This window comes from Psychrobacter sp. KFRI-CH2-11, assembly GCF_038239325.1.
Lineage (GTDB): Bacteria > Pseudomonadota > Gammaproteobacteria > Pseudomonadales > Moraxellaceae > Psychrobacter > Psychrobacter celer.
Genome location: NZ_CP151283.1, coordinates 3012353 through 3025850, shown reverse-complemented (window position 1 = coordinate 3025850; position 13498 = coordinate 3012353). Strand labels below are relative to the sequence as shown.

Annotated in this window: 12 protein-coding genes; 5 read left to right on the top strand and 7 right to left on the bottom strand. The window is 48.5% G+C overall.

The features are described 5' to 3' along the window. Window positions 1-54: 54 nt before the first annotated feature. The 4 genes from AADH33_RS12535 to AADH33_RS12520 form a co-directional block, all read right to left on the bottom strand. On the bottom strand, window positions 55-621 hold the full coding sequence (locus AADH33_RS12535) for a hypothetical protein (RefSeq protein ID WP_348549104.1): 567 nt from the start codon (window positions 619-621) through the stop codon (window positions 55-57). 22 nt (window positions 622-643) lie between these two features. Next, window positions 644-1249, bottom strand: coding sequence for a hypothetical protein (locus AADH33_RS12530; protein ID WP_075101376.1), 606 nt, complete (start codon window positions 1247-1249; stop codon window positions 644-646). A gap of 141 nt (window positions 1250-1390) precedes the next feature. Next, a complete protein-coding gene (locus tag AADH33_RS12525; protein ID WP_348549103.1) occupies window positions 1391-1648 on the bottom strand; it encodes a YheV family putative metal-binding protein in 258 nt (85 codons plus the stop codon). Then, entirely contained in the window at window positions 1649-3832 is a 2184-nt protein-coding gene (locus AADH33_RS12520) for a M3 family metallopeptidase (protein WP_348549102.1), read from the bottom strand. Window positions 3833-4352: 520 nt separating this feature from the next. Between AADH33_RS12520 and AADH33_RS12515 the strand changes: the two genes are divergently transcribed. From AADH33_RS12515 to AADH33_RS12505, 3 genes are all read left to right on the top strand, one after another. Continuing rightward, on the top strand, window positions 4353-5465 hold the full coding sequence (locus AADH33_RS12515) for an AOC03_06830 family ribosome hibernation factor (protein ID WP_348549101.1): 1113 nt from the start codon (window positions 4353-4355) through the stop codon (window positions 5463-5465). A gap of 171 nt (window positions 5466-5636) precedes the next feature. After that, complete coding sequence (locus AADH33_RS12510) at window positions 5637-6392, top strand: endonuclease/exonuclease/phosphatase family protein (RefSeq protein ID WP_075101430.1); 756 nt, start codon at window positions 5637-5639, stop codon at window positions 6390-6392. A 113-nt stretch (window positions 6393-6505) separates the two neighbouring features. Next, window positions 6506-7513: an NADP-dependent oxidoreductase gene (locus AADH33_RS12505; protein ID WP_348549100.1), complete on the top strand. Its 1008-nt coding sequence runs from the start codon at window positions 6506-6508 to the stop codon at window positions 7511-7513. Window positions 7514-7548: 35 nt separating this feature from the next. On the opposite strand, the gene AADH33_RS12500 is transcribed toward AADH33_RS12505, so the two are convergent. The 3 genes from AADH33_RS12500 to AADH33_RS12490 are packed head-to-tail and all read right to left on the bottom strand — an operon-like array spanning window position 7549 to window position 11044. Beyond that, a complete protein-coding gene (locus tag AADH33_RS12500; RefSeq protein WP_348549099.1) occupies window positions 7549-8166 on the bottom strand; it encodes an alpha-ketoglutarate-dependent dioxygenase AlkB family protein in 618 nt (205 codons plus the stop codon). A gap of 17 nt (window positions 8167-8183) precedes the next feature. Next, window positions 8184-9074, bottom strand: a complete 891-nt coding sequence (locus tag AADH33_RS12495) for an alpha/beta fold hydrolase (RefSeq protein ID WP_348549098.1) — start codon at window positions 9072-9074, stop codon at window positions 8184-8186. Window positions 9075-9118: 44 nt separating this feature from the next. After that, entirely contained in the window at window positions 9119-11044 is a 1926-nt protein-coding gene (locus tag AADH33_RS12490) for an ABC transporter ATP-binding protein (protein WP_348549097.1), read from the bottom strand. A gap of 303 nt (window positions 11045-11347) precedes the next feature. Here AADH33_RS12490 and AADH33_RS12485 point away from each other — a divergent pair, with 303 nt between their 5' ends. Both AADH33_RS12485 and AADH33_RS12480 read left to right on the top strand, forming a co-directional pair. Then, entirely contained in the window at window positions 11348-12214 is an 867-nt protein-coding gene (locus tag AADH33_RS12485) for an EamA/RhaT family transporter (protein ID WP_348549096.1), read from the top strand. A 389-nt stretch (window positions 12215-12603) separates the two neighbouring features. Then, entirely contained in the window at window positions 12604-13494 is an 891-nt protein-coding gene (locus tag AADH33_RS12480; protein ID WP_348549095.1) for a fructose bisphosphate aldolase, read from the top strand. Window positions 13495-13498 lie beyond the last annotated feature (4 nt).

The following is a 13498-nucleotide window of genomic DNA, read 5'->3' as shown; positions in this document are numbered from 1 at the left end:
CGGTTAGACTTAAGCAAGCACGGATGCTATTTGGCAGATTGTTTTAATGGATGCTTAAATGTCAAAATGCTTGGGGACGTGTACATCGATACGCAGTTTGGGCAGATCTTGTAAATGCTGTATCAAAAGCGGTAATGTCTCTGTAGCCCAATCTGGCGGTACGGCGTTTGCTAAATGCGCGGTAGCAGGTGAGTGCTGCCGCGTCGTAGTATCATAAATTAGGGGACGGGCTAGAAGAGCGGCCCTACGCATTCCGTGATAGCGTATCAGTGGTATCAGCTGCTCACGTAGCTGTATCAACGCGGCAGTCAGCCAGCGCATACGAGCCGAATGGTAGGGATGGTCTAATATCACAAGGTTGGCAATGTGGCTTGGCTGATTGCCATTACTACTGGCTGCAAGTCCCGCTTGCTCGCGCATGCGCTTATGCAAAAGACAGCTGCCCACGTGCAAGCTACCGTCGCGGCAGGCACGATGATAGCGCTGGTAGTTGTCAGGAAACAGCGTTTTGGCGCGCGTGAGAATAGGGTCTAACAAAATACCAGCAGTATTGACAGGCAGGATAAGCAGCTGCGCGCTACTATTTAAGATAGGGGCGTGAGTGAGTTGGATGCTTGCCATGATCAGCCCCTTAAAAAAATCCTTATTGCTCAGTGGTTTTGCTGGCGTTATCCGCTTCTAGCTGGGCGATTTGCTGTTCGAGTAGAGCGATTTGCTCTGCTTTCATATCTGCAAGTTTTTTATTCATTGCTAATTGCTCAGCGGCGAGTTTTTCTTGCTCGGCGAGACGTTGGCGCTCATCTTCTAACCGATCAATCTCTTCTTTTGCTAAGCTATTATTCTGTGGTAGCGGTGCTTGTAGGATGGCTTTTGGATCTGGTATTTGGCTGCTGGCCATCGCAGTGCTATTGTTTTCGGTATTTATCGTATCATTATCACGGCTGGTGCCATCATCAGCCGTGTCATCTATACTACCTTCTACATCACTCTTTTCTATATCGCTCTTTATATCATCTGATGAGACATCGGGAGACGCTACCGTATTTGTTGTTTTAGTCTGTTCAGCTAAGGCCGACGAGGATTGGTCGATAGGCTCGCTTACTTTAGGCTGAGACTGCGTCCAAATAAAGTAACCAAAAGCTGCAACAAGCAAAACCAATATCACAGCGACTGCGGCTTTTGAGTGCGATTTAGAGGGCTTGTTGTTTAGATGCTTATTTAATAAAGGGTGCGGTTTTTTGTTTTTCATACTTTGGTCGATTTATGTCAAAGATATCAGAGGCCATACTATAGCAAACTCAAAATGAAAAGCCTATCTATTAAAAGATAGGCTTAAAACACCGTTAAAGAATAAAACACGTCGCTATCATCAAATAGCGACATGTGCCGTTTAGGGCTTAAACTTCACTGTCCCGCTGGTGCCTGTCGCCATGGCATCGCGAGCGAGCTGGTCTTCGGCATGGTTCTTGGCACTGATGGCATCAGGGTCTGGACGGCGCTCTGTGTGCCCGCACTGGGTACACTCGATATATTCATCAGCTACGGGCGTGACGATATTTACCTGCACCACCGCATCCATCGCCTGACATTTAGGGCAACGAACGCCTGCTAAAAATCGGCGCTTGGGGGTTGATGATTGATAACGCATTTAGATGCCCTCGCGCGTGCTGTGAGTAGTATCGGTGTTTTGCATGCCTTGAGTCGCGACAAAACCGCTATGGCGCAATAAAGCATCAATACTGGCACTACGGCCACGGAAGTTTTCAAAGTTGGTCTTGGCAGGGAAGCTACCACCGACCGACAAAATCGTCTCACGAAACGCCTTACCGGTGATTGGGTTAAAGATACCGTCTTCTTCAAACTTACTAAAGGCATCGGCAGAGAGTAGCTCTGCCCATTTGTACGAGTAGTAGCCAGCCGCATAGCCGCCTGCAAAGATATGACTAAAGCCATTGGCAAAACGGTTGTAGTCGGGGGTATGCATGAGAGCGACGTCACGACGTACCGCATCTAGTGTCGCCAAAATACCCTCATAATCAAGTGCTGGCGTGTGTGCATGAATCAGCAAATCAAACAAGGCAAACTCGATTTGACGTAAGGTCTGCATGCCGCTTTGGAAGTTTTTTACCGCCAGTAGAGCATCAAGCTTATCGGTTGGTAGTGGCTCGTCAGTATCGACGTGACTACTAATCAGCGCGATGCCCTCGCTGTCCCATGCCCAGTTTTCCATAAACTGACTGGGCAGCTCGACGGCGTCCCATTCAACCCCATTGACCCCAGCCACATCGCCGACCGTCACTTGGGTCAATAAATGATGGAGACCGTGACCAAACTCATGAAATAAGGTCAATACCTCATCATGGGTCAATAGGCTTGGCTTGCCATCTAAGGCAGGGGTGAAGTTGCCGACCATAAAGCAAACTGGTAGCTGCTGATGCTCTGTGGCCTCATGACGATAGCGTGACTGAAAGCCACTCATCCATGCGCCGCCGCGCTTGCCGCTACGAGCAAACAAGTCGAAGTAAAACCCTCCAAGCAATGTATCATCGGCATCAAACAACTGATAAAAACGCACGTCATCGTGCCAGCGCGATACCGACTCGCTGTGCTCTTGTACCTTGATACCGTATAAGCGCTCAACGATTGCAAACAAGCCGCTGATGACCTTTGGTAAGGGGAAATATGGACGGATCTCTTCTTGCGACAAGCTAAACTTGCTTTGTTTAACTTTTTCGGCGATATAAGCGCTGTCCCATGGCTGTAGCTCAGCAATGCCGTAGTCTTGGGCGCATGTCTGTAGCTGTGCTAAGTCCTGCTGCGCCGCTGGCGTGGCCTGCGTGGCCAAGTTGCGCAAAAAGTCTTCGACCTCCGTCACACTGTCCGCCATCTTGGTCGATAAAGAAACCTCTGCATAATTATCAAAACCCAACAGCTTGGCTTTTTGTTCACGCAGCTGCAAAATCTGACTCATGATATCCGCGTTATTTAGCGACTCGCCTTTGGCATTGGTATGCGTGTCAAACTCTGAGGCACGGGTCACATACGCGCGGTATAGCGTCTCGCGCAAATCGCGGTCGTCGGCATGGGTCATGATGGCCAAATATACAGGGATGTTTAAGCTGGCCACATAATAAGGCGTCGGTAGTGCATTGACATCGGCCTGCAAGAGCGTACCACGAGCCAGCTCACGCGCTTTATATTGCTCACCTGCATCTGCTAGCAGTGCTAAGCCACTGTCGGTTAACCCTGCCAACTGCGTTTGGCTAAGCGGCAGAGCATAGGCTTGAGTAGCGTCCAAAATATGGTCTGAAAACGTCGCAGATAAAGTTGAGAGCTTGCTTTGAATATCAGCAAAAGCCGCTTGCTCCTCTTTTGGCAATGCCACGCCTGATAGCTCAAAGCTACGCAGTGCCAGCTCAATCGCCCGTGCGCGCGCAGGCTCAAGCGCTGCAAAAAACGCTGTGTCATTTTTGATGGCTTGATAACGGCCAAAGAGCGGTTGGTGTTGGCCGACGCGTGTGCCATAAGCGGAAAGCTTGGGGAGCAGCTCGTGATGTACCTGACGGATATCATCATTACTCATCACGCTATTTAGATGCGACAAAATCCCCCAACTGCGGTCCAACGCCAGATTGATATGGTCAAAGCTCATCACATCTGCCAGTGCTTGCTCAGCACTGATTTGACGGTCAGCTGGCAAGGAGTCTAAAGCTGGCATCTTATCTAAAAAAGCATTGGCCGCATCAATGGCGCTGCGGACTTGGTCTTGTAGAGTGGCGGGTGAGACGTTGTCAAAATCGACAAGGTGTAATGCTGGAGAAATGGCTGTCATAGCGGCGTCCGATATCTGATATGAATGAATAATTGACAATCATGCGTTTGGCATGAGGTGGTGTAGGTGGCCTTATTGTTTTGTTTATAAGCTGTATAAAAGATGGGTTCGTTTGCCAAAAATACAACCTACGCGCCAGTCATACCGCAAACAGTGCAAAATCGCAAACGGTGTAAGCAGGGCGGCATTTTTTGAGTCAGGTGGTTTTATATACAATGATTTATACAATAAAGAGTGCTTCGCTTACAAAGCGCTATCATTTGCTTGCAAATTCACCCTATAGAGCGTGAGGTTTAGCTGTTAGCATCAAGGTAATGGACTATCAGCACAGACAATGACAGACAGTACAATATTAAAAACAAGCAGCTCTGTCTTTTAAATGGATGTTTTTTTTAAGCAGTTTTTTTAATAGAAGACACCGTTTAATAAACAATAAGTGTAATAAACAATAAGTGTAATAAACATTAGGTTTAATAAATACTAAAAAACCGTGAAACCATAATAAAACAAGGAGCAATATATGAAAGCAACTCTAAAGAGCTTACGTGAAACCAAAGCCAACCCTGCGGTCAGTATCTTTGTCAAAACGCATCGTGAGCACCCTGCCAACGATCAAGACCCTATTGCCCTAAAAAACCAATTAAAAGTCGTCGAAGAGCGTTTAAATAGCGAGCATGATAAGCGTACGGCTACTGCTATTTTGGACAATATCTACGCAAAAACCAAAGAGCTCAATCACAACTATAACCTTGACACCTTAGCGATATTTGCCAGCGCCGATGATGTAAAAGTCATCCGTATGCCGATCGATACCCAAGAGCGCGTCGTTATCTCAGATCGTTTTGCCACCCGTGATCTAGTACGTGATATGGCAAGTGCCGTCCACTACTACACCGTGGTGCTGACCCGCGAACATGCGCGTCTCATCGAAGCCTCGAACGATCGTGTCATCAGAGAGTTTGATAAAGATGACGATGCTCAAAACAACATGGAAAATATCCCATTTCCTGTAGAAAATAATGGCCCCTATACCACAGGCGATGGTGGCTCAGATCGCTCATCAAACAACGAAAGCAGCTATCTCAAAGAGTTCTTTAATCAGGTCGATAAAAGCGTGCAAGAGCTGTGGGGCGATAATAAAATGCCGCTGGTCATCGTGGGTGATGCCAAAAACATCGGCTACTATAAAGAAGTCTGTGACCGTCCTGACAACATCATTGCTACCGTCACCAATGCGACCAACCTAGAAGATGGCAGCGCTCAGCATATCATCGATAGCGTACAAGAAGCGGTCGAGGGCTATCGCTCGTCGCTACATCAAGAAGCCCTCGGTGAGATAGATAAAGCACGTGGCGCCAGTATGCTCCAGACTGACTTGCAAGAAGTCTATCGCAGTGCCTATCAAGGCGTGGGCGAGACCCTCTATGTCCGCCGTGGTTATATCCAGCCTGCAAAGATAGATGAACAAGCGCAGACCCTGAGCCTCGCAGACGACCCAGCTGCTGATGGCGTGACGGATGATGCCATCGGTGAAATCATTGAGCATGTCATTCATAATGGTGGTAAAGCGGTGTTTATGCCACAAGATATCATGGGTGCAGACCAACCGATTGCTCTGGTGACGCGCTACTAAAACGGGGCTGCCAGATACTGGCGTTATACGATGACGCATTAGCCATCGGCGGCAGTTAGGTATAACATAAGAGCATTGGTTCACAACGAATCAATGCTCTTTTTACGTCGGTTTTGGCTCACCGCAGACCATGCCACCCCTATCTTACATACTGAGTTTATGACCAAACCTATGACTACCACGACTTCTTTTGTTTTAACCAGCTATAACATTCATAAAGGCATGTCGCCGATGAACCGCCAAGTCAAAATACAAGGCATCGCGCAAGCGCTCGATATCATAGGTTCTGATGTGCTGTGTTTGCAAGAAGTGCAGGGTCAAAACCTAAAGCGCAATATGCAATACAATGAGTACCCTGACCAGTCTCAGCATGAGTGGTTTGGCGAATACCTAAAACTGCAAAACAGCTACGGCAAAAACTCAGAGTACGAAAATGGCCATCATGGTAACGCGGTGCTCAGCCGCTTTCCCTTAGACCCAAAGCATAACGTCAATATCACCGTCAATAAGCTAGAGCAGCGCGGCGTTCTCCACTGTGAAGTACAACCCGTCGGCTGGGAGCGGCCAGTGGTGGTATTGTGCGCGCATCTAAACTTGTTTGAGCGCGACCGTATCAAACAGTACGAGGCCATCGCCAATTATGTACGTAACGAAATCGATGACGATCAACCTCTGGTTTTGGCCGGGGACTTTAATGACTGGAAAAAAATGTCTTGTGATAAGTTGGCAGCTAGCCTCGGCATGACGGAGGCCTTTAAGCACTGTCATGGCAAGCTCTTGCCCACCTTTCCAGCCAAGCTACCAGTGCTCAGCTTAGATCGCATCTATGTGCGTAATTTGACGGTCAAAGATGCATGGGTGCACACGGGCAAGCCTTGGTCGACCCTATCTGATCATCTGCCGCTCAGTGCTGAGCTGACCTTATAGCGGGTGCAGCTTATGAGAGTGACGACACCGACCCTGATATATGAGCACATGTATAAATGTATGTATAAAAAACCAAAAACACTTTAATCAATAGACGGATAAGGATATATACCATGTCTAATTTAACAACCGAAAAACCACTGCCAACCACACAGCACGCTGTCCTCATCAAAGAGTTTGGTGCACCCGAAGTGATGCAATATCAAGACGGCGTGGCGATGCCATCGTTGGCAGACGAGCAAGTTTTGATTGAAGTGGCGTATGCAGGGATAAACCCCGTCGATTATAAGACGCGTCAAGGCAAAGGCTGGGGTGCAGAGGCGATTCAAAACAATAAGTTTGATAAAAACGAGCCAGCAATTTTGGGTTTCGATGTCGCAGGTACGGTGGTAGATAGCCGTAGTGATAAATTTGCCATCGGTGATCAGGTGGCGGCTTTGAGCTTTGAGGGCAGCTGCTACGCTGAATATGTGGCAGTAGATGCCAAACTGTTGGCCAAAGTGCCCAACCCTGTCACACTAAAGCAAGCAGGCGCACTGCCTTGTATTGGCCAAACCGCGCTACAGTTTGTTGAGTTTGCTGATATCAAAAAAGGCCAGCACGTCGTCATCAATGCACCCGCAGGCGGGGTGGGGCACCTAGCGATACAGCTATTGATGGATAAAGTAGACAACGACGATATCAAGGTCACGGTCATTTGCTCACCTGAGAAGTATGACAAGCTTGCAGACTTAATCGATAAAGACAAGCTGGCAGGCTGGATTGACTATACCAAAGACGCGGCGTTTCCTGATCTGCAAGCTGATGTGCTACTGGATCTGGTCGGTGATGAGGCAGGCGTACGAGCGCTGAGCGTGCTCAAGCCTGCGGCTCGGGTTTTTGTGTTGCCGACTATCTGGGTTGATAAACTCAAAGCAGCAGGTGAGCAAAAGCAGCTAACGGTCACAGGCTACAAAGCGCAGCGCAGCGGTGATGATATGGCGCGCGTTTTACAGCTCATCGCTGATGGAAAGTTACGCTTAAAGATTCAAAGCGTCTACCCACTCTCGGAAGTGGTGGCGGCGCATCATGAACTACAAAAAGGCGATGCCTTTGGCAAGATAGTCTTACAAGTAAAATAAAAGACCGATTAGCCATACCCATGCAGTTATATTCGTTAAATTGACTGTATGTGCCGAAAAGTTAGGCTGATGCGCCCATCGGCGACGGTTTTTGTCTTAGTGATGCTGTGCTTCCAAAATCGCTGCGTCTCGCCATGCATGACGATTAGCTGACCGGACTCAAGATAAAGCGCGACTTTGTCTTGAGTTTTTTTGTGCTTAAAGACAAATTTACGTGTGGCACCCAGTGATAAAGAAGCAATCACAGGCCGCGCGCCCAACTCTTTTTCATCATCGGCGTGGTAGCCCATGCCATCATGCCCTGTCGGGTAGTAATTGAGCAGACAAGAATTGAAATTGGTATCAATACCGATGCTTGATAGTTGCTGTTCAATATGATGTTTCACGTGAAACACAGTATCTGACCATGGTAGGCTGTGACGGGTATGTCCTGAATACTGATAGCTCAGATCCTTTTCACCCATCCATACCACTTGGCGAGTGGTGATGTGCGTCTTGCCAAATAAGGTCACGCTATCAGGCTGCCATGGTAGCTCGGCCAATAATGCATCATAGAGCTGGCAGTCATCATCGATGATGCGGCCGAAGTCATTTACCCTACCATCATAAGGCAATAAGTTATCGGTTGGGGCAGGGGCAAAAAGGTCGCTCATGGCTTATATTGCTCAGCTTAGTGACTGTTTTTATAATGCTCATTGATAATTTGCGCGCACAGTTTTGGCGCTTCCATTGGCAACAGATGGCCGTAATCTGGCAAAGAGATGATACTGTCGGCAGGGACGAATTTTTGCCACTGCTTACGGACTTTATTGCTGATAAATAAGGTCGGCTTGCCCGTGATCAGTGTATAAGGGCAGCGGAGTTTTTTTAGAGCGGTGTCGATATGCGGCGCACCAAAATAGTTGGCAAGCTCTTGCTCTGGGGCAAACATCAGCGTGTGGCTACCATCAGCATTGACGCTCAAGCTTTGCTCAGCAAACACGTATAAATGTGCATCGCTGATGCGTTTGTAGGCTCGGTTGGCGCGTAGGGTTTGATAGTACGCATCAACGCTCGCCCAAATAGTGGGTTTGGTCAGCGTGCTTTTAAATGGCTCTCGACTGAGCAAAAACCGCCGCGGCAATAAGTTATACAGCCGTGCTTGGTTTTTGGTAAAGGTGACTGGCTCTATCAGATACAGCTGGGAGAATAAATCTGGGCGTTTGGCGGCGGCCATGGCGGTGGCAGTGGCACCTTGCGAATGACCGATACCCACCACAGGCCGATCTTGGGTGCGCTCCAAAAACTCAATCAATAGCTCAGCGTCTTGCTCACGAGTGAGGCGGCGTTTTTGCGGCTTATCGTACCAGTAGCCGCGTAGGGCAAGCGCACTGATATCAAACACTGCTGCCAGCTCATGCAGCAGCGGCGTATAAGTACCGACCGTAAAGCTGTTGCCCCCATAAAAGTGCGCAGGCGCACGTTTGTTGTGCTCTGCTGCTACTGATGGGTTGAGACTGCCAAGGTCGTAGTAGCGTGCTTGTTTGCCGCTTAGGTTGATACGATGGGTAAAGGCTTCCATAAACTGCCCACTTCCTTATGTTTTATTTTTATGATGATGGCGGTCTAGGGGGTGTCTTCGCCCAAAAACCCGCCGCTTTGACGCTGCCACAAGCGCGCATAGACGCCGCCTTGTGCCAACAGCTCGTCATGGCTACCTTGCTCGATGATTCGGCCTTTTTCCATCACCACCAGCCTATCGAGTGCGGCGATGGTAGAGAGGCGATGGGCAATGGCAATTACAGTTTTGCCGGTCATAATATCGTTGAGGCTCTCGGTAATGGCAAACTCAATCTCAGAGTCAAGCGCGCTGGTGGCCTCATCCAATAACAAGATCGGCGCGTTTTTTAGCATAACACGAGAGATGGCGATGCGCTGACGTTGACCGCCAGAGAGTTTGACGCCACGTTCACCCACTTGGGTATCAAGACCTGTATTGCCTTTATCGTCATATAAGTCTTTGATAAAGTCCCATGCTTGGGCTTGTTTGGCGGCATGGATGATCTCTTCGTCAGAGGCGTCGGGACGGCCATAAGCGATGTTTTCACGTACGGTACGATGCAGCAGTGAGGTGTCTTGGGTCACCATACCGATCTGCTGACGCAGAGAGTCTTGTGTGACGTCATCGATCGCTTGACCATCGATATATATCTTGCCGCGATCGACATCAAAAAAGCGCAGCAGCAAGTTGACCAAAGTGGACTTGCCCGCTCCTGAGCGCCCGACCAAGCCGATTTTTTCTCCTGGTTTGATATCCAAATAAAAGTCATCAAGCAGCTTGACCGAGTTGTCTTGCGCCATGTCAGTGGTCGCTACCGACGGTTTAAACGTTTTATCGGTGGCGTGAAGGGTATCGTGGTCTTCATTCTCATAGCTAAAGTCGACATGATCAAAGACGATATGTCCCTCGGTGACGCTTAGTGCAGCTGCGTCTGGCTTATCGACGATCGTCTGCGGCGCGGATAGCGTGCGCATGCCGTCTTGTACTGTGCCGATACTCTCAAAGAGGCTGGCAGTCTGCCACATGATCCAGCGCGTCAGGCCATTGAGTCGGAGCGCCATCGCCGTCGCCGCGGCAATCGCCCCAACCCCGACCGCGCTTTGTTGCCATAGATACAGGCCAATCCCTGCGGTACTACTGACCAAAATCACACTGATAAGATGGGTGAAAATCTCTAAATAACTGACCCAGCGCATCTGCGCATGTACCGTTCCTAAAAATTGCCCCATGGCGTTTTTGGCATAACCAAGCTCACGGCGTGAGTGGCTAAACAGCTTGACGGTCATGATATTGGCATAGGCATCGGTGATACGCCCGGTCATCAACGCGCGCGCGTCTGCTTGTACGATGGCGGTTTGTTTGAGTTTTGGAATAAAATACCATATCGCCAGCGCCACCAACCCAAACCAGAGGATAAAGGGAATCAATAACAAGCTGTCTAAATTAAATAAAATAATGCCACTGGTCACAAAATATACGGTGACATACATAAACATATCTGTGACCGTCATCACCGTATCACGCACCGCAAGCGCGGTCTGCATGACCTTGGCTGAGACGCGTCCAGAAAACTCGTCTTGATAAAACTGCATGGACTGCCCAAGCATACGCTGATGAAAACGCCAGCGCATCTGCATGGGAAACACGCCTTGCAAGGTCTGAAAATGAATAAACGAGGATAAGGCAATCCAAAACGGGCTGACAATCATCACCGCCAGCATCAGCAGCAGCATATCGCCTTTTTCTAGCCATAAGTTCTGCGGCGTATAGACGCCAAGCCAATCGACGATATCGCCAATCCATGCAAACAGCATCGCTTCATAGATGCCGATGCCTGCTGACAACACCATAAACAACAGCAGCCAGCTGCGCAGCCCCTTTGTGCAAGCCCACAAAAACTGCAGCATACCGTCACGAGGCGAAGGCAGCGGCATGGGGGTGGTGGGGAAGGCCGGTAAGCGGTTTTCAAAAAAGCGAAATAGAGCATTCATAGGCAGTGATAAAACATCAATAGCAGTACGCCAAAACAAACGATGACGGTCGTTATTTTGAATCTTTACTTTGTGATAGGAAGTGCTGGCTATTTTAGCAAAATTCCCTGTCAGACCTGCAGGCTAATTGTAATTGCATGCACACGGGTGCCATGAATATCAGCACAATAAAACACCAAAAAGCCATTGTTGTATTGGAAATATTTTGTTACTTTTTATGGTTTTTGTATTGTTTGCTATGGCTTTTCATATTGCTGACGCGCGATGTTGCTCTGACATGAATAAAGGATAGAGGTAGGGGTTATGATGTATTTGGTGGTAGCAGTACTGTGCAGTGTGGCCGTCTCGGTACTGCTCAAAATCCTGCGGCAAAAAAATATCGATATTCGCCAGACCATCGTCGCAGGTTATCCTGTGGCTTTTTTGCTGACATGGTTTTTATTAACGCCAGATGTCAGCAGCATCAGCACGCTTGGCAACGCTTGGGGCATCATTCTGGCGCTGGGAATACTGCTGCCGACGGTTTTTATTATCTTGGGCCGTGCGATTGCATCGGTCGGCATGGTCGCAACCGACGCCGCCCAGCGCTTGTCGTTGATTATTCCTATTATCGCCGCTTTTTTATTATTTGGTGAGGTGCTGACGGGCACGCGAGTGCTCGGTTTGGTCTTAGGGTTTTTGGCGTTGGGGGCGTTGGTTTACCGGCCCAAACATACCGGCAGCGGCGAGCACGCTAGTATAAGCCCGCCCGCCGCGCGTACCCCGCTATGGCTATTTGGCGTATGGGTAGGCTATGGCATCGTCGATATCTTGTTTAAACAAGTCGCCAAACAAGGCACGGCCTTTCCACTGACGCTGTTTGTCAGCTTTGGCGTCGCAGGATTGTTATTGCTGATTTATTTGCTTGTGACACGCGTGCGTTGGCAGGGTAATGCCTTGGCAGCAGGGCTATTACTGGGCGCTCTAAACATGGGCAATATCTATGCGTACGTGCGCGCCCACCAAGTATTGTCCGACTCTCCCAGTATTGTCTTTACTGGGATGAACGTCGGGGTCATCGCCGTCGCGACGCTCATCGGTGTGGCTGTGTTTAAAGAGCGCCTCGGTCGTATCAATGTGCTAGGCTTGCTGCTAGCGATTGGCTGTGTGGCGGTACTGTTTTTGGCATAAGGTTTTGGCATAAGAGTTTGATGTAAGGCTTTGGTGTACATGATTTGGCATAAAATTCTTATACCTATAGTCGATGTACTCTAAAAAGAGCATGGCGCTACTGGGGTACTGTTTTTAAACGTAGATTGCGCAGCCTCTGAGAACGCTGCACGCCAGCAAAACTTATACCAGTAGCGTGTTCAAATTTTTATAACCGTTTTATTTTCAACTGGCTATTTCAACTGGCTATTTTTAACTGATATATCATAAAAATTGGCGGCGCTGTCACGCATCCTATATAGGTAGATACAGCATCCTATGGTAAGGTTATCTACAAATAGCAAGGCTCATATAGATTGAGCCAATTGGTGATGTTTGGTTTTAATGAATAAAAATAGGATACCTTTTCAATGGAATACCAAAAACAACGACAGCGTATAAAGGATGGTTCAGGTTTTATCGCCGCGCTTGATCAAAGTGGCGGCAGCACACCAAAAGCCCTAGAAAACTACGGCATCAGCAGCGATGCCTATGACAATGATGACGCGATGTTTGATCTGGTGCACGAGATGCGCGCGCGTATCATGACCTGCGACTGCTTTGATAACGAGCGCGTGCTGGGGGCGATTTTATTTGAAGACACCATGGAGCGTGAGGTCAATGGCAAGCCAACGGCAAATTATCTGTGGGAAGATAAAAACATCGTGCCGTTTTTGAAGGTGGATAAGGGTTTGGCCGAGCAAATGAGCGGCGTACAAGTCATGCGCCCGATGCCAGAGCTAGACTCGCTACTGGATAAAGCCAAAAACTATCCGGTGTTTGGTACCAAGATGCGCTCGGTGATTTATGAGCCTAACGTCGATGGGATTGAGCTGGTGGTACAGCAGCAGTTTGATGTGGCTAAGCAAATCCTCTCCAAAGGTTTTATGCCCATCGTAGAGCCTGAGGTTAATATCGATAGTGCCCAAAAGCATGAGTGTGAAGTGATACTCAAAGCAGATATTTTGCGTAACCTTGAGCGTCTAAGTGACGACCATCAAGTGATGCTTAAACTAACCTTGCCAGAAGAAGAGGGTTTTTACCAAGAGCTGATCGATCATCCAAAAGTGTTAAGAGTCGTTGCCTTATCTGGCGGTTATAGTCGTCGTGAGGCCTGCGAAAAGCTTAAGCAAAACCCCGGTATGATTGCCAGCTTCTCTCGTGCGTTTACCGAAGGGTTGAGCAAACAACAAAGCGATAAAGAATTTGCTGATACCATGAATGCCTCAATTGAAGAGATTTACGAAGCGTCAAAGGTTTAATCTA